The sequence below is a fragment of the Mesorhizobium sp. WSM4819 genome, from assembly GCF_055811215.1.
This window is the reverse complement of sequence record NZ_JBVVQO010000016.1, coordinates 124,250-140,738: the sequence shown is the minus strand read 5'-3', so window position 1 is coordinate 140,738 and position 16,489 is coordinate 124,250. Positions and strand designations below refer to the sequence as shown.

Sequence of the window (16,489 nt, the reverse complement as noted above, 5' to 3'; positions counted from 1 at the left end):
TTCAAATCCTGTCCCCGCAACCAAATCCACAAAACGGCCCGCATCACGCGGGCCGTTTTGCGTTTGCAGCCTGGCGCAGCCAGTTTGATCCTCATCGAGTTACCCGACGGTGTGGGTCTCGGCAGACGCCGTCTTCCCGTGTTAAACTGCTTGGCATGGAGATGGACACCGACAAGATCGACAATGCCGTTCTCGGGCTGCTTTGGCTAAAGCTGCATGAAGAGAGGCGCGCCTGGAAGGGATTGGATTGGGATGCTCTGGATCGCTTGCACCAGAAGGGACTGATCGCCAATCCGGCAAACAAGGGCGAAGTCGGTGGTTCTGACAGATGAGGGCCTGCGACGGTCTGAGGAATTGTTCCGCACCCTGTTCACGCGGCCGGCACCATGAGCGCTGGCTGGCGTTCCAATTCGACAGCAAGAGTCGCGCAGGCAAAACCGACAACCTGCTCGGCAGGCTTATCCCGCAACAATCAGGGTTGGGCGTTCCGCCCGATTACCGTCTGGCGGCGGTGTCCGGTGCATCGGACCTTCAGTCGAAACCTGCCGTGGTGCTGCCATAAGAGCGTCGCTCAATTCACACGGTTTTCCAACCCCACCGTCAGCGGAATCTCAAGCCCCCGCCGCAATCCCGTCGCAACCACCGACACCCTGAATTTTCCTGCGAGCGCCTTGTCGAAAATGGCGCCGACGATGATGTCGGCATCGGCGTCGACCTCCTCGCGGATGCGCGTGGCGGCTTCGTCGACCTCGAACAGCGTCATGTCAGTGCCGCCCGATATCGAGACAAGGACGCCCTTGGCGCCCATCATCGACGCTTCGTCGAGAAGCGGGTTTGCGATCGCCGCTTCGGCTGCCTTCCTGGCGCGGTCCTCGCCGGTGGCTTCGCCGGTCCCCATCATCGCGCGACCCATATCGCGCATCACCGACTTCACATCGGCAAAGTCGAGATTGATCAGGCCTTCCTTGACGATGAGATCGGTGATGCAGCCGACGCCGGCGTAGAGTACGCGGTCCGCCATGGCGAAAGCGTCCGCGAACGTCGTCTTGGCATCGGCGATCCTGAAGAGGTTCTGGTTCGGTATGACGATGACGGTATCGGCGCTTTCGCGCAGCCGCTCGATGCCCTCATTGGCGGCATGCATGCGGCGGTTTCCTTCGAAGACGAACGGCTTGGTGACGACGGCCACGGTCAGTATTCCTGCGTTGCGCGCGGCCTGCGCTATGACCGGTGCTGCACCGGTTCCAGTTCCGCCTCCCATGCCTGCGGTCACGAAACACATATGCGTTCCCGCAAGATGGTCCATGATTTCGTCGATAGATTCCACAGCCGCGGCATGGCCGACCTCGGGCAGGGATCCTGCACCAAGGCCTTCCGTGACGTGCGCTCCCAATTGGATCAGCCGCGTTGCCTTCGACATGGTGAGCGCCTGGGCATCGGTGTTGGCAACGATGAACTCGGTGCCCTGCAAGCCTTCGGCGATCATGTTGTTGATGGCGTTGCCGCCACCGCCGCCAACCCCGATGACGGATATCTTGGGCCTCATCTCCGAGATTGTCGGCCTCGTTGCAGTGTTCATTTGCCGTCTCTCCCCTTGAATGCGCAAGCGCAGCGGTCGGTGGAAGGCTTGTTCCCGGCGCGCTGCAAAGATTTTTGACAGTGCGCGAATCAGGACAGCCCAGCGTAACCAAGGGAATCAGACGGTTGAACCGGCTGCAAGTGCAGTATTCGCGCTCGCGCAGGTTATGCGCTATTGGTTCGCCCCGTCGGTGCTTCGTGTGGCGGCTGACCGAAAATCGTCCGATGACAACGTCTCCCGTAAAGCCGAGACCGATCTTCCCGTTCTACTTCACGCCGATGCCGGCAGTCAGGCCGCCATCGATTCTGTAGTCCGCGCCGGTGCAGAACCCGGCTTTCGACGAACACAGAAAGGCGATGAGTTCCGCCACTTCCGCCGGCTCGCCGATGCGCCCGATGGGGTGCGCTTCGCCGAAGCGCTTGTAGGCGGCCTCGACATCGGCGTCGGTGCCGTTTTCGCCGCGCGCCGCCTTTTCCAGGATCGGGGTGCGGATCGAGCCCGGGCTGACGGAATTGACGCGAATGCCGGAGCGCGCGTGGTCGAGCGCCAGAGCGCGCGTCAATGTGTGGATGGCGCCCTTGGTCGTGGCATAGGCGGCGACGTTCTGCTGGCAGGCGAAACCTTGCACCGAAGCCACGTTGACGATGGCGCCGCCGCCTCGCCTGATCATTTCCGGAATACCGAAATGCGCGGTCAGGTAGATCGAGCCGACATTGACGGACATCGCCCGGTTCCAGATGTCGAAATCGGTGCTAACAGCGGTGCCATACGGATGGACCGCCGCGGAATTGACGATGATATCGAGGCCGCCGAACCGTTCAACACCGGCTGCGACCGCGTCGCGGACCTGATCCGGCACGGAGACGTCGACGGCCACGACCAGCGCCTCGGCGCCGGAGCTGCCCAGTTCCGCTCTCATCGCCGTGTTGGCCGCGCGGTCGATGCCGCAGGCGATGATCGCCGCCCCGCCCGCCGCAAGACGTCTGGCGGTTGCCAGGCCGATCCCGGTCGTCCCCGTCACCAGAGCGATCTTGCCGTCGAAATCCTTCATGGCGCAAACTCCTTTAATTTGACTTCCATTGTGGCCCAACAATACGGTTCCGTTTTATCGCAAAGGAAAGCCTCGATGGAACAATGCTGGCGCTGGTATGGCCCTGACGACCCGGTGACGCTCGATCATGTCAAGCAGGCCGGAGCCACGGGCGTCGTATCCGCCCTGCATAATATCTATGACGGCCGCGCCTGGCCTTTGACGGACATTTTGGAGCGCAAGCGGGTCATCGAGGCCGAAGGGCTGACCTGGTCGGTTGTGGAGAGCATTCCCGTCCACAATTCGATCAAGATCGGCTCGGCGGAACGGCTTCGCTATGTCGGCTGGTACAAGGACACGATCCGTGCGCTCGCCAAGGCCGGCATTGCGACGATCTGCTATAACTTCATGCCGGTGGTCGACTGGACCCGCACCGACCTTGCCTATCGGCTTCCAACGACGGGCTACGCACTGCGGTTCGATGCGATCGATTTTGCCGCCTACGACCTGTTCGTCCTGAAGCGCAGGAATGCCGAATTCGGCTACAGCGCGGCACGTATCGCGGAAGCGGAATCGCGACTGAAGGAATTGAGCGAAGAGCAGATCGACAGGATCGAGCGCAATCTCATTGCCGGCCTGCCGGCAACCGAGCGCAGCTACAACCGGGATAGTTTTCGTGAGGCATTGGCGGAATATGACTCGATCGGGCCGAAGGAGCTGCGCGACAATCTGGCCTGGTTTTTGCGCGAGATCATTCCGGTGGCCGAGCATGAGGGGGTGCGCATGTGCATCCATCCCGACGACCCGCCATTCTCGCTCTATGGCCTGCCACGGATCGTTTCGACCGCCGAGGACGCGCGTTTCATCCTGAACGCCGTCGACAGCCCGGCCAACGGCCTGACATTCTGCACCGGCTCCTACGGTACGCGCGCAGACAACGACATTGTCGGCATGGTCAAGGAGTTCGCCGACCGGATCCATTTCGTCCATCTGCGCAATGTAACCATCGAGGATGACGGCTCCTTCCATGAAGCCGAGCATCTGGAGGGCGGCACCGACATGGCGCATGTCATCCTCGCTTTGATGCAGGAAGAGACGCGCCGCCGAAGGGAAGGTCGCGCTGATTGGCGGATTCCCATGCGACCCGATCATGGCCATCTGCTCGCCGACGATATCGGCAAGACCAGGATCAACCCCGGCTATTCTTTGATCGGCCGCCTGAAAGGCCTGGCCGAACTGCGTGGCATCATGCGCGCCGTGGAACGTTTTGAGCTGGCCTGAGGATCGCAACCGGAAGCCTAAGCAGTTTTCCTATGTGAAAATATCTTGCCCAGGTAAAAATACCTGCTAGTAATCCCGGATATGGCTCTCGCCCGGTTCAGGGAGGTTTTTGCAGGAATGACAAGGCTGCGCGGTCTGGCGTGGGATCATCGACGCTGCTGGGGACCGCTCGACGCCAGCATCGAGACGTATTGCGCCAACCATCCCGCTCTGAAAATCGAATGGGACCGCCGCAGCCTCTACGAATTCGGCGAGGGCGTGCTTGGTCCGGTGCTCGGCGCCTATGATCTGATCGTATTCGACCACCCCTTCATCGGCGACATTGCCGACGGCGAACTGATGGTGCCGTTCGACGGCTATCTCTCGGCGGAACAGCGCAGCTTGTTCGAGCGCGACTCGGTCGGCGGGTCCTGGCGATCCTACGCAAGGAACGGCCGTCAGTGGGCACTGCCGATCGATGCTGCCTGCCAGATCGCTTCATATCGCCCGGATCTCCTGGAGCGCTACGCAACAGTGCCCACTACCCAGGAAGAGGTGCTGGAACTGGGCCGGCGCGCCCGCAAGGACGGCAAGTGGCTTGGCCTGCCGTTCGTGTCGACCGACGCCATGTGCCTGCTCTTGACGCTCGGCCATCCGCAGGAAAACGGCGAGGAGTTCATTGCAAGGGAGAAGGTCGAGCAGGCTGTCGCGCAGTTGCGCCAGCTTGCCGAGCTGTCGCATCCGAATTCGTCGCAATGGAATCCGATCCGCTGCTATGACCACATGATCGCGCATGACGATGTGGTCTATGTGCCGTTCGCCTTCGGCTATGTGAACTATGCCTCGAAAGCCGACCGGCCGTATCTGCGTTGCGCCGACGTGCCGACCCCGCAATCCGCCGGCGCCTTGCTCGGTGGTGCCGGCATCGGGGTCAGCGCCCAGTCGAAACACAAACAGGCCGCCATCGACTACGCGCTTTTTCTGTGCTCGCCCGGCTACCAGCGCGGCGACTACGTGAAAGCAGGCGGACAGCCGGGATCGCTGGCGGCTTGGAAGGACGCCGACGTCAACGATTTTTCCGGCAATTTCTTCAGTTCGACGCTGGCGACGATCGAAGCGTCCTACCTGCGCCCGACACATCCAGGCTTCATCGCCTTTTTCCGCGAATGCGCGCCGCATGCGGCCGCTGCCATCGCCGGCGACATGCCCGCGACGGAGCTCGCGGACCGGCTGAACCGCCTTTACTGCGAGACCAGGCAAACCCAGCCGGAACGGAGCGTCGCATAATGGCCGCCGACATAGCCCAGATCGTCGATGAAGGCGAAAGCAGCCGCAACGGATATCGGGTGCCGGCAGTGGAAAAGGCCCTCGATGTCTTGGAGTTCATGGCGTCCAGCGCCGAGCCGCTGACCCAGACCGAAATCGCTGCCGGCCTGGGACGCTCCATCCACGAGATATACCGCATCCTGCTTCTGCTGGAGAAGCGCGGCTACATCTTCCGGACGCAATCCGATCGCTTCCGGCTTTCGCTAAAGCTGTTCGAGCTGGCGCATATGCATCCGCCGGTAAACCGGCTGGTCGAATGCGCGCTGCCGGTGATGCGCGAGCTCTCGGCCAATACCGATCAAAGCTGTCATCTGGTCGTTCGCGAAGGCGAGAGCGCGCTGGTGGTGCTGCAGATCGATTCGCCTTTGCCGATGCGCTACTCGGTCGCGCTCGGCTCACATTTCCCGATCCTTGAAACGAGCTCCGGCGCGGTGCTGCTCGCGCATTCGAACCGCGCCGAGCGTGACCGCATCGTCGAGCGGATCGTCGCTGCCGGCGAAGGGCAGGGCACGCGGGCCGAAATCGAAGCGCGGCTGAACGAAGTCGCAGGGCTCGGCTACGAGATGCGCGCCTCGCTGGCCGTCGAGGCCTGCACCAATGTCTCGATGCCGGTGCGCGATCACACCGGTGCGGTCATTGCCGCGCTGACCGTACCATTCCTGCCGCAGAAAGCCGCGCGCTTCGATCGCGAGACCGTCTTCGAACGGGCGAAGGCGGCCGCCGAGACGATATCGGCGGCGTTAGGCGCGGGTGAAGCCATCGCCTCCTCACGTGCGGACCCGGAACGGCGGGACTATCCGTTCAGCAACTAACAAGATGATAAATAGGGAGAAGAAAATGAACTGGTCCAAGTCAATCCTGTTTGCTTCGGCGGCCGTGCTGGCTCTTAGCGCCGCTGCCGCGCAGGCCGAAAACATGCCGAAGCGCATCGGCTACGTCACCAACTACGCCACCCATGAGTGGTATCAGAACGTCATCAAGGGCATGCAGGCCCGTGCCAAGGAACTCGGCATCGAGCTTGAGGTGCAGGACGCCAATCTCGATATCGCCAAGCAGGTTTCTGCCGCGGAAGACTTCATGGCCAAGGGCGTCGACGTGCTGATTGTCACGCCAGTCAATGAGGAGGGCGTCGTGCCGCTGCTGCGCCAGGCGAAGTCCAATGACGTCCCGGTCGTTCTGGAAGGCAATCCGGTCAAGGGCATGACGACGATGGTCGCGATCTGCGACTATGATACCGGATACACGGCCGGCGTCGAAGCAGGCAAATACGCCAAGGAAAAGCTCGGCGGCAAAGCCCAGGTGATGAATGTCGGCCTGCCGCTCCTGTCGGCGACCGTCCTGCGCTCGCAAGGCTTCATGGATGGCCTCAAGACCATCATCCCCGACGCGGTCATGGTCCACGACCTCGACGGCGGCGGCAATCCCGACCGCGCGCTCGAAGTGTCCTCGGCGGCACTGGCCAAGAATGCCGACATCAACATCATCTATGGCATCAACGATTCCTCTTCGCTGGGCGGCTTGCAGGCCTGGAAAGCGGCCGGAAAGTCGCAGGACAATTTGTTGACAGTCGGCACGGGCGGCGAAGGCCTTGCCTTCATCAATGCCATACAGAACGAACCATCCTACCGCATCGAAGCCGCGATGTTCCCGGAAAAGGAAGGCTACACCGCTATAGATGCCGCAGTGAAGCTGTTCAACGGCGAAGAGGTGCCCGAGCACATCGTCAGCCCGACCGCGCCTATGAAAGGCGACGACTGGAAGAAGTACTACGATTATGACGGCACTGTCCGGACGATCAAATGGGACGCCGTCAATGCGCTCCAGCCGCCGGAAAAGTGCATGAAAACCTCCGCCGATCTGAAGAAGTAAGAATTTCGCGTGCCCTTCCCGCACGGCGGGAAGGGCAGGGATCGGATGCCGACGGCAAACAGGTTAACCGCCCGGTTTCGGGCCTGCAGGTTTCCATATGGCGGCGGCGCCGACGCCGCCCGGAATGAATGGAAAAATGAGCGAGCTTACGCAATCTTCCGCGCCAAGGCGTTTCATCGTCGGCCAGCTATTGGGCAGCAGCCAGCTCGTGTTAGGCGTGATTCTGGCCATGCTCTGCATCGCCATCTCGATGGTGGCGCCACAGTTCTATTCCGAGGCCAATATCATCGCCATCCTGCGCCAATGCGCGCTGGTGCTGATCGTTGCCTCGGGCATGACCATGCTGATCATCACCGCCGAAGTCGATCTCTCGGTCGGGGCGTCGCTCGCCTTTGTCGGCTGTATCGGCATGGCAGTGCTGAATTCGACGCACAATCTCGCACTCGGCATGCTGGCAGCACTCGCCTTTGCAGGCGGGGTCGGCCTATTCAATGGACTGGTCGTCACCAGGCTCAAGGTGAACTCGTTGATCGCCACCATCGGCACGATGATGATGCTGCAGGGCGGCGTCTATCTGTTCACCCGCGAGGCCGTGCAGAACCACCATCGGCTTATCTCCTTCACTGATCTGGGTGCCGGCTATATCGGCGCGATCCCGTTGCCCGTCGTCATCGCGGTGGTCATCTTCGCAATCGCAGCCGTGACACTGCGCTTCACCACGCTTGGCCGTTACCTCTATGCGGTCGGCGCCAATGAGCGAGCGGTTCGACTTTCCGGAGTGCGCTCGGAACGCCTGAAACTGTTTGCCTTCGTCGTCACCGGCCTGTGCGTCGGGGTTGCCGGCATGATCCTGTCGTCGCTGATGAATGCGGGCCAGCCGACCGCCGGACGTGGCTTCGAGCTGACGGTGATCGCCGCAGTCATCCTCGGCGGCACCAGCCTGCTCGGCGGGCGCGGCTCGCTGTTCGGCACGCTGCTTGGCGTTCTGGTGCTGAAGGTCATCGACAACGGCATCATCATTCTCGGCTGGAACCAGGATCTGCAGATGGTAGTGCCCGGCGTGGTGATCATTCTGGCGAGCTATCTCGACATCATCCGGAACAGAGCCAATGTCGGTTGATTTCCTTCACCCCAGCGAAGGCGCGGCCGTCGACACAGGCGTGCCGGCGCTCGAGATGCGCGGCATCGACAAGCGCTTTCCGGGCGTGGTGGCGCTGGACAATGTCGACCTCACGCTGGAGCCCGGCAAGATCCACGCCTTGATGGGCGAGAACGGTGCCGGCAAGTCGACGCTCATCAAGATCATGGCCGGGGTCTACGGCAAGGATGCCGGCACGATCCGCATGCGCGGCCGCGAGCTCGACATCAAGTCGCCGCGCGACAGCCTGAAAGAGGGCATCAAGGTGGTATTCCAGGAGATCGCGCTGATCTCCGAGTTCACCGTCGCCGAGAATATCTTCCTCGAAGGCTATCCGACCGGCAAAGGCGGCTCGATCGACTGGCGAAAGATCCGCGCGGATTCCGCCGCGCTGTTCAACCGCATCGGTTTTAACGTCGACCCGGCGGCGCGGACGGGATCGCTGCCGGTCAGCCAGCAGCAGATGGTCGAGATCGCCCGCGCACTCGCCCACCAGGCCCGCGTCGTGGTGATGGACGAGCCGACGTCGTCGCTGACACCGAATGAGATTTCGCTGCTGTTCACCGTCATCCGTCGGCTGGCCGCACTCGGCATTGCGGTGCTCTATGTCAGCCACAAACTCGACGAGGTTTTCGAGATCGCCGACACGGTCACTGTTCTGCGCGACGGCCGGCACGTCTCGACCAGGCCAATCGGTGATCACACCAACGACACGCTGATCCAGGACATGATCGGCCGGCGCATTGAAAGCCTGTTTCCCCGCAAGCGCGGCGCGCCGGGCAGCAAGGTCGCCCTTTCCGTGCAAGGGCTCAGCACGGCGAAGAAGCTGAAGGACGTGTCCTTCGAAGCGCATGCCGGCGAAGTCCTCGGCTTCTTCGGCTTGATGGGGGCTGGGCGAACCGAACTCGCCAAGGCGATCGTCGGCTTTGATCCGGTCACCTCCGGCACGATTTCCGTCGACGGTCATCGCTTGATGCCGCATGACACGCACACCGGCGTCCGGCTCGGCATCGGCCTGCTCACCGAGGACCGCAAGAGCGAAGGGCTGATGGGCGATTTGCCGGTTTACCAGAATGCCAGCCTCGCCTCGCTCGGCGCCTTCGCCAGCATGGGCTTCATCGACAAGGCCAGGGAACGCAAGGCGGTTCAGGACTATGTCGACCGTTTCCGCATCAGGACGCCCAGCTTGTTCCAGCAGGTGAAGAACCTGTCCGGCGGCAATCAGCAGAAGGTGCTGATCTCGCGCTGGCTGATGCGGGGCCTCAAGGTGATCGTCGTCGACGAGCCGACCCGTGGTATAGATGTCGGCGCCAAGTCGGAGATCTTCGCGCTCATCGACCGGCTCGCCGGCGACGGCCTGGCGGTCGTCATGATGACGTCGGAAATGCCCGAGCTGCTGGGACTTGCCGACCGCGTCGCGGTGATGTGCGAAGGCCGGCTCACCGCGATCATGTCCCGCGACGACGCCACGCAGGAGAAAATCCTCAATGCAGCGATCGGATAAGACCATGTCGCCTCGCGGCAGCATTCCCTGTCATTCGGCCGACGCCTTCGAAGGGAGCAAGCGATGAGCCTGGCAAGCACCGATACGATGAAAGCCGGGCCGTCCATGCTGGCGCGGCTTTTGGCGCGGCAGGAGTTGGCGCTGCTCCTCTGCCTCATCCTGGTGATCGCGTTCTTTTCCTTTACCGCCGAGAATTTCTTCTCCGTGCGCAACATCACCAATGTGCTCGGCCAGGCTTCGCTGGCGCTCACCGCCGGCATCGGCTGCGCCATCGTCTTCATCTCCGGCGAGGTCGACATTTCGTTCGGGTCGCTGCTGGCGACCATCGCCCTGCCGCTGATCATCATCATGAACGACACCAACTCGCTTGCGCTCGGCATCAGCGGCGCGCTGCTGTTCGGGCTGATCATCGGTGTGGTGAATGGCTATCTCACCGCCTATGCCGGCATCAACTCGCTGATCGTGACGCTCGGCACAATGTTCATCATGCGCGGTGGCGTGTATCTTTATACCGGCCAGCGCGCGATCCCCGACGATGCCGCTCTCGACAGCTTCATCGCGCTGTCGGATGGCCGCCTGTTCAATGTCGTACCCTATTCGGCGGTGATTGCGATCGTCCTGCTCGTCGCCTTCGCCTACATGATGCAGCACCGGCCGTTTGGACGGCAGATCTATGCCGTCGGCGGCAATCCGGAAGTGGCACGCCTCGCCGGCTATGATGTGCGCCGCGTCAAGTTCATCTGCTTCGTCATCAGCGCGCTGCTGGCGACGGTTGCCGGCATCATCCTGGCGGCCCGCGTCGGCTCGGCGCAGCATACGGCGGGACTGAATTTCGAGTTCCAGGTCGTTGCCGCCACCGTGCTCGGCGGGGTGAGTCTTGCCGGCGGCATCGGCAGCCTGACCGGCATGGCGCTCGGCGTGCTGATCCTGCAGTTCCTGTCCAACGGACTGCGCGGCCTCGGCCTGCCGACCGAATGGCAGCTGGTCATCACCGGCATGATCATCATCGCCGCGGTCGCTTTCGACGAAGCGAAGCGCCGGCGCATCATTGGAGGCTGACATGGATCGTCTCAAGGGGAAAACCGCCGTCATTACGGGCGCCGCCGACGGCATCGGCCATGCGATTGCAGAGGCGATGGCAAGGGAGGGTGCGCATGTCTTCCTGAGCGACACTGCCGACGAGAGGGGTGAACATTTCGCGGCGGAACTGCGCGCGGCCGGCCACGATGCCGACTATTTGCATTGTGACGTGTCGAAGGAGGCCGACATCGCCAATGTCATCGCCACGGCCGTCGGCAAGACCGGCCATCTCGACGTCATGGTCAACAACGCCGCCATCGCCATCGGCGGCATGCCGGTCCACGAGATGACCGAAGAGCAGTGGCACCGCCTGATCGCGGTCAACCTGACCAGCGTCTTCCGCGGCTGCAAATACGCGTTGCCGCACATGATCGCGCAGAAATCGGGCTCGATCATCAACATGGCCTCCGCACAAGGGCATGTCGGGCTCGACGGCTGGACCGCCTATGCCGGCGCCAAGGGCGCGGTGATGGCGATGACACGCCAGATGGCGGTCGAGTTCGGCCCGCTCAACATCCGCGTCAACTCGATCTCGCCAGGCACCATCAACACGCCGATGAACGACAGGCTGGTCAGGAAGATCGGCGGCAATCTCGCCAAGGCCTGGGTGAAGATGCATCCGCTCGGCCGCATCGGCGAGCCTTCCGAAGTGGCCGAAGCCGCCGTCTATCTCGCTTCTGACGCTGCCGGCTTCACCACCGGTACCGACCTGCGCGTCGACGGCGGGCTCACCGCCGCGCCACGCTATGTTCCCGATCTGCTTTGAAGACACGAAACGAGAAATGATATGAACAAAGCCCTCGAAGGCGTCCGCATTCTTGATTTCAGCCATCTGCTGCAGGGGCCGTTCGCCACCCAGCTGCTCGGCGACATGGGCGCCGACGTCATCAAGATCGAGCGCGCCGGCGCCGGCGACATGTTCCGCAGCATGACCTTCTTCGCCAAATGGGTCGGCGGTTCCGAGAGCCCGAACTTCCTCGCCTGGAACCGCAACAAGCGCTCCATCGCGCTCAATTTGAAGAGCCGCAAGGTGCATGCGATCATCATGGAGATGGCGAAGACGGCCGACGTCGTGGTGCAGAATTTTCGCCCCGGCGTACTGGCCAAGCTTGGCTACGGTTACGAGGACTTCAAGGCAGTCAATCCCGGCATCATCTATTGCTCGGGCTCCGGCTATGGCGAGGAGGGTCCCTATGTCGAGCGTCCCGGCCAGGACATGCTGATCCAGGGGCTGTCGGGGCTGATTTCCAACACCGGCCGCGGCGACCAGGCTCCCGTTCCGGCGGGTGCTGGTCTCGCCGACCAGATCGGCGCGATGAACATGGTCTACGGCATATTGTCGGCGCTCTACTATCGCGAGAAAACCGGCAAGGGCCAGAAGATCGAGGTCAATCTGCTGGCTGGCCTGCTCGCGCATCTCAACCAGGAATATGTCGCCGTGCTCAATCTCGGCGAAGATTTCGTGCGCCCGAATTCCGGTATCGGCCATCCCGGCATGCAGGCGCCGTTCGGCATCTACGAAACAAAGGACGGCGGCTATTTGTCGATCGCCATGAGCCCGTTCAGGACGCTGTATGAGACATTGGAAGCGCCGCAGCTTGCCGTCTACGACGATCTGAAGACCCTGTTCGACAAGCGCGACGAGGTGTTCGAGAAGGTCAACGCCGAGACCAGGAAGTTTTCCACGCAGGATCTGCTGGGGCGGCTGCTCGCAGTCGACATCTGGTGCGCCGAGGTGAAGGACATAAGACGCGCGGCCGAGGATCCGCAGGTCAAGCACATGGGCATGATCACCAGCTATGATCATCCACGCGGCGGCAGGGTCAGGGTGGTGGCACCTGCAGTCACGATGAGCGAGACGCCGGCAACCATCGAACGGCCGGCGCCATTGGTCGGCCAGCATGGTCGCGAAATCCTGGCCGAGTTAGGCCTCTCCAAAGACGAGATCGCCGCGCTGGTGGCATCCGGCGACATGACCGTGGACGCTGCCTGACAATGCCCGCCTACCAGACACTCACGGTCGATACCTCGGGCCGCGTCGCCGTCGTCACTTTCAGGCGCGCCGACCAGCTCAATGCCATGAATCGACTGATGCAAGGCGAGATCACCGGCGCCTTCGAGGCGCTGTCCGGGGATGACGGCGTCAGTGCGATCGTGGTGACCGGCGAGGGGCGCGGCTTCATGGCCGGCGCCGACATCAAGGAATATGCCGGCCAGACGGCTGCCGAGTTCGACGCCTTCCAGGCCGCCGGCGCGCGCCTGTATGCGGCGATCGAGAACAACCGCAAGCCGGTGATCGCCGCGGTCAACGGCTTCGCGCTGGGCGGCGGCATGGAGCTGGTGCTCTGTTGCGACATCGTGGTCGCCAGCCAGTTCGCGAAATTCGGCCTGCCGGAGATCAAGCTCGGGCTGATCCCCGGCGGCGGCGGCACACAGCGCAGCGTCCAGAAACTCGGCCGCAACCGCGCCAATCTCCTGCTGATGACCGGAGCCATCGTGCCGGCTTCCGAATTGATCGAGGCCGGACTGGTCAACGAGGTCGTCGACGCCGAAAGGCTGATGCCGCGGGCGCTGGAGCTGGCCGAAATGATCGCCGCCGAACCGGCTGCTGCAATCGAAGGACTGAAAGCGCTGACGGCGCATGCGGTGTCTGGCGTCCTGGCTGACGGTCTTGCCAGGGAGCGCGACATTTTGGGCGGGCTTTATCGCAGCGAGACCGGCCAGCAGCGGGTTAAGGCGTTCGCCGAGAAAAGCGCTGCGCGGGCGAAGGCTGCGCGATGATATCCCTGGTCAAATCAAACCGGCCCCGCTTCACCGATGTCGAGGGGCTGGCCGCGATGGTCGGAGGCGGCGACGTCTTTGGCGTCGGCGGTCACCATTTCGCCCGGCTGCCGATCGCCTTGCTGCGCGCCATCGCCGGCTCGGGCGTCAAGGATTTGCGCTACGTCTGCTGGGCCGGCGGGCTGCCGCTCGAACTGCTTCTCGAAGCGGATGCAGTAGCGGAAATCGACCTCTGCTTTTCCAGCCTGGATATTTTCGGCCTTCCGCCGCGGTTCCGCGCGGCTGCCGAGACGAATGCCGTGCCGGTTCGCGATTGGACGGCGCTGGCGATGATCCAGGCGTTGCGGGCGGCGCAGCAAAACCTGCCGTCGATGCCGTTCCAGCTTCCGTTGGGCTCGGACATGCTGGCGCGCGTGCCTTGCGCGATCTCTGCGCCCGATCCCATTGCCAGGACAGAGACCGGGTTCATCCCGCCGCTGCGGCTCGATACGTTCGTCGTCCACGCCCAGCGCGCCGACGAGAGCGGCAATGTCCAGATCATCGGGCCAAGGGCGCTCGACTTCGCCATGGCCGGCGCGGCGCGGCAGGTGCTGGTCACGGTCGATGAAATCGTCCCGGTCGGCGCGCTGCGGCATGATGGGCGCCAGAGCATTCTCACCCGCAATCAGGTCTCGGCCATAGCGCTGGCGCCGGGCGGCGCCTATCCGGCCTCGTCCCTGCCGTTCTATGTGACCGATTATCAAGCGTTGTCGAGGGCGTTCGCGGCCAGGGAAACACCTTTGGCGGGCACTCTGCGCCTGCCTTCCGAAGGCGTGCCGGGGCTGGTTCAGGACGCTGCGAAAGTCCGCGCTGAAACGGCCCTCGCAATGCCCGCGCTTGTGCACGGCGAAAAGAAGGCGTCCATCGACGAGATCATCGCCGCCCGCATCGCCGCCGAACTCGACAATGAGAGCTTTGCCAGCGCCGGCGCGGTGTCGCCGCTGGCCAACGTTGCCTACCGGCTGGCAAAGGCGACGCACGCGCCGGACATGATCATCGCGACGATGAGTTGCGGCCATCTCGATATCGCGCCTAGCCCAATGATCCTGTCGCTGATCGAAAGCCTCGATTGCGAGACGGCGGTGGCGCATGCCGGTGGCGACGACACCTATTCGACCTACTATCAGGCCGGTGCGGTGACGCATGAGATCGTCGGCGCCGCGCAGGTCGATCGACGCGGCCGTGTCAACACCATTGCGCTGCGCAAGCGCGACGGCGGCCTCATCCGGCTGCCAGGGCAGGGCGGCATGGCCGACGTCGCCAACATGCATCGCGACTATTTGCTCTACGTTCCCCGCCATTCGGTGCAGTCGCTGGTAGAGGACGTCGAGATCGCTAGTTCGGCGCGCGGCTTGCTCACCCGGAATGAACGCGAGCCGATGGGCTATCGGACCGGTGAGGCGCTGGTGTTCACCGATCTTTGTGTGTTTCGACTCGACCGATCGACCCGGGAATTGATCGTCATCGAAACCATGCCTGATATCGCGCAGCAGCAGATCCGTGATGCCACCGGCTTTCCGGTGACATTCGATGCCGACTGCCGGGAGATCCCGCTCCCTTCGGATGCTACGCTCGCCATCCTGCGAAACAGGATCGATCCCCTCGGTCTGCGCCGCCTGGAATTCGTCAGTGCCAAGGAACGTGGTGGGCTGATCGCCGAGATTCTCGCGGCCGATCGCATCATGCTCGAGCGCTGCATCGCGGCGCAGACCGCAGGAGGCTGAGTAGCGCCACGCCCCGATCGTTCCCGATCGATCAATGTCGGGTGGCCCTAAGGCTGATGGCTTGACGCAACAAGCTCGGCCTTGCGCCGCGCCGTCTCCAGCCCGATGGCGATGAAGCGGCGCGCATGCCGGGCCAGCTCCATATTGTCGGTCCACAGATTGCGCCAGATGGCGGTTTTCTTCGACAGGTTCTCGTCGACGATCTCCGACGAGAAGGATTCGAAGCTGAGGTCGTCGCCATAGCCGATTGCGGTCAGCGCATCGAAGATCGCGGCAAAGTCGATGTTGCCGGTGCCGAGGAAGCCGCGATGGCTCTCGCCGATATGGACATAGCCGATCTTTTTGGCGGCGTGGCGGATGGCCAACCCGACATCGGCCTCCTCGATGTTCATATGGAACGTGTCGAGATGCAGAAAAATGTTGTCGGAACCGGTGTCCTCGATGAAGGCCAACCCTTGCGCGGCGGTGTTGAGCAGATTGCTCTCGAAGCGGTTGACGATTTCGAGGTTGAGCGTGACGCCGGCGGCCTTGGCGGTCTCCGCGACCTTGGCAAGCGTGGCGGCACTGCGGTTCCATTGATCGCGCGTCGGCGCCTCAGTCTGCAATCCATGGCTGGTGCTGAGGATGCCGGCGACCTTCCGGCCGCCGAGATCGCGGGTGAGCGCGATCGTGTCATTGAGGACTTCGACGCCGTGCGCGGCAATCGCCTTGTCGGCGCTTGAAATGTCGCCGTCGGGCGGCAGCCCGATGCTGATCGCCACGCCGAGATCGAGGTCGGCGATGCGCTTGGCCAGCCCGCCAACATCGACATTGGCAGGGTCAAGATAGGAGAATTCGATCAGGTCGAAGCCCGCCTCCCTGGTGTTGGCCAGCGTCCGTTCGAGGTCGTCTTGCGCCGAGCTCGCCGACCAGACGAAAGAGTGGATTCCAATGCGCGACATGATCGTCTCCTGCTGCTCGAGAGCATCGGACCCAAGAAGTGGGAACCGGTTTTGCGAATAATCCGATGCTCAAAACAAAAAATTGGTGGGGGCCGGGGCCCCCCCCCCCCCCCCGGGGGGGGGTTTTTTTTGGGGGGCGCGGGGGGGGGGGGTTAGTTCGTGAGGGTTTGTGGCGTGTTGAAGATGGGGGGGGGCGGGCCCCGGGGCAGCGGCCGGGG

14 protein-coding genes and 1 pseudogene are annotated in these 16,489 nt (G+C 62.9%); 12 read left to right on the top strand and 3 right to left on the bottom strand.

What is annotated here, in order from left to right:
- The first annotated feature begins 155 nt into the window (after window positions 1-155).
- A pseudogene (locus AC0L18_RS16925) lies at window positions 156-390 on the top strand (DUF6429 family protein).
- A gap of 181 nt (window positions 391-571) precedes the next feature.
- On the opposite strand, the gene ftsZ reads toward AC0L18_RS16925, so the two are convergent.
- Together ftsZ and AC0L18_RS16915 are read right to left on the bottom strand one after the other, a co-directional pair.
- A complete protein-coding gene (gene ftsZ, locus AC0L18_RS16920) occupies window positions 572-1,579 on the bottom strand; it encodes a cell division protein FtsZ (RefSeq protein WP_023797312.1) in 1,008 nt (335 codons plus the stop codon).
- A 265-nt stretch (window positions 1,580-1,844) separates the two neighbouring features.
- The gene (locus tag AC0L18_RS16915; RefSeq protein ID WP_473493380.1) at window positions 1,845-2,630 is read right to left on the bottom strand and encodes an SDR family NAD(P)-dependent oxidoreductase; all 786 of its coding nucleotides are present in this window, start codon (window positions 2,628-2,630) and stop codon (window positions 1,845-1,847) included.
- A gap of 75 nt (window positions 2,631-2,705) precedes the next feature.
- On the opposite strand from AC0L18_RS16915, the gene uxuA reads away from it, so the two are divergent.
- The 11 genes from uxuA (at window position 2,706) to AC0L18_RS16860 (ending at window position 15,330) form a co-directional block, all read left to right on the top strand.
- Window positions 2,706-3,890 (top strand): mannonate dehydratase, encoded by a 1,185-nt coding sequence (gene uxuA / locus AC0L18_RS16910; RefSeq protein WP_473493379.1) that lies wholly within the window; start codon window positions 2,706-2,708, stop codon window positions 3,888-3,890.
- A gap of 117 nt (window positions 3,891-4,007) precedes the next feature.
- Window positions 4,008-5,156, top strand: a complete 1,149-nt coding sequence (locus tag AC0L18_RS16905) for an ABC transporter substrate-binding protein (RefSeq protein ID WP_473493378.1) — start codon at window positions 4,008-4,010, stop codon at window positions 5,154-5,156.
- Window positions 5,156-6,007: an IclR family transcriptional regulator gene (locus tag AC0L18_RS16900; protein ID WP_473493377.1), complete on the top strand. Its 852-nt coding sequence runs from the start codon at window positions 5,156-5,158 to the stop codon at window positions 6,005-6,007. The genes AC0L18_RS16905 and AC0L18_RS16900 overlap by 1 nt, the downstream gene beginning before the upstream one ends.
- A gap of 25 nt (window positions 6,008-6,032) precedes the next feature.
- Window positions 6,033-7,064 carry a sugar ABC transporter substrate-binding protein gene (locus AC0L18_RS16895; protein WP_473493376.1) on the top strand — a complete coding sequence of 344 codons (1,032 nt, stop codon included), beginning with the start codon at window positions 6,033-6,035 and terminating at the stop codon, window positions 7,062-7,064.
- 136 nt (window positions 7,065-7,200) lie between these two features.
- Window positions 7,201-8,184, top strand: coding sequence for an ABC transporter permease (locus tag AC0L18_RS16890; protein WP_473493375.1), 984 nt, complete (start codon window positions 7,201-7,203; stop codon window positions 8,182-8,184).
- Window positions 8,174-9,706: a sugar ABC transporter ATP-binding protein gene (locus AC0L18_RS16885; RefSeq protein ID WP_473493374.1), complete on the top strand. Its 1,533-nt coding sequence runs from the start codon at window positions 8,174-8,176 to the stop codon at window positions 9,704-9,706. The genes AC0L18_RS16890 and AC0L18_RS16885 overlap by 11 nt, the downstream gene beginning before the upstream one ends.
- Before the next feature lie 63 nt (window positions 9,707-9,769).
- The gene (locus tag AC0L18_RS16880) at window positions 9,770-10,765 is read left to right on the top strand and encodes an ABC transporter permease (protein WP_473493373.1); all 996 of its coding nucleotides are present in this window, start codon (window positions 9,770-9,772) and stop codon (window positions 10,763-10,765) included.
- 1 nt (window position 10,766) lies between these two features.
- Window positions 10,767-11,552 carry an SDR family NAD(P)-dependent oxidoreductase gene (locus AC0L18_RS16875; protein WP_473493372.1) on the top strand — a complete coding sequence of 262 codons (786 nt, stop codon included), beginning with the start codon at window positions 10,767-10,769 and terminating at the stop codon, window positions 11,550-11,552.
- A gap of 21 nt (window positions 11,553-11,573) precedes the next feature.
- Complete coding sequence (locus AC0L18_RS16870; RefSeq protein ID WP_473493371.1) at window positions 11,574-12,779, top strand: CaiB/BaiF CoA transferase family protein; 1,206 nt, start codon at window positions 11,574-11,576, stop codon at window positions 12,777-12,779.
- 2 nt (window positions 12,780-12,781) lie between these two features.
- Entirely contained in the window at window positions 12,782-13,567 is a 786-nt protein-coding gene (locus AC0L18_RS16865) for an enoyl-CoA hydratase/isomerase family protein (protein WP_473493370.1), read from the top strand.
- Complete coding sequence (locus AC0L18_RS16860; RefSeq protein WP_473493369.1) at window positions 13,564-15,330, top strand: CoA-transferase; 1,767 nt, start codon at window positions 13,564-13,566, stop codon at window positions 15,328-15,330. The genes AC0L18_RS16865 and AC0L18_RS16860 overlap by 4 nt, the downstream gene beginning before the upstream one ends.
- 47 nt (window positions 15,331-15,377) lie before the next feature.
- Here AC0L18_RS16860 and AC0L18_RS16855 read toward each other — a convergent pair whose 3' ends face one another.
- Window positions 15,378-16,271, bottom strand: a complete 894-nt coding sequence (locus tag AC0L18_RS16855) for a sugar phosphate isomerase/epimerase family protein (RefSeq protein ID WP_091595640.1) — start codon at window positions 16,269-16,271, stop codon at window positions 15,378-15,380.
- Window positions 16,272-16,489 lie beyond the last annotated feature (218 nt).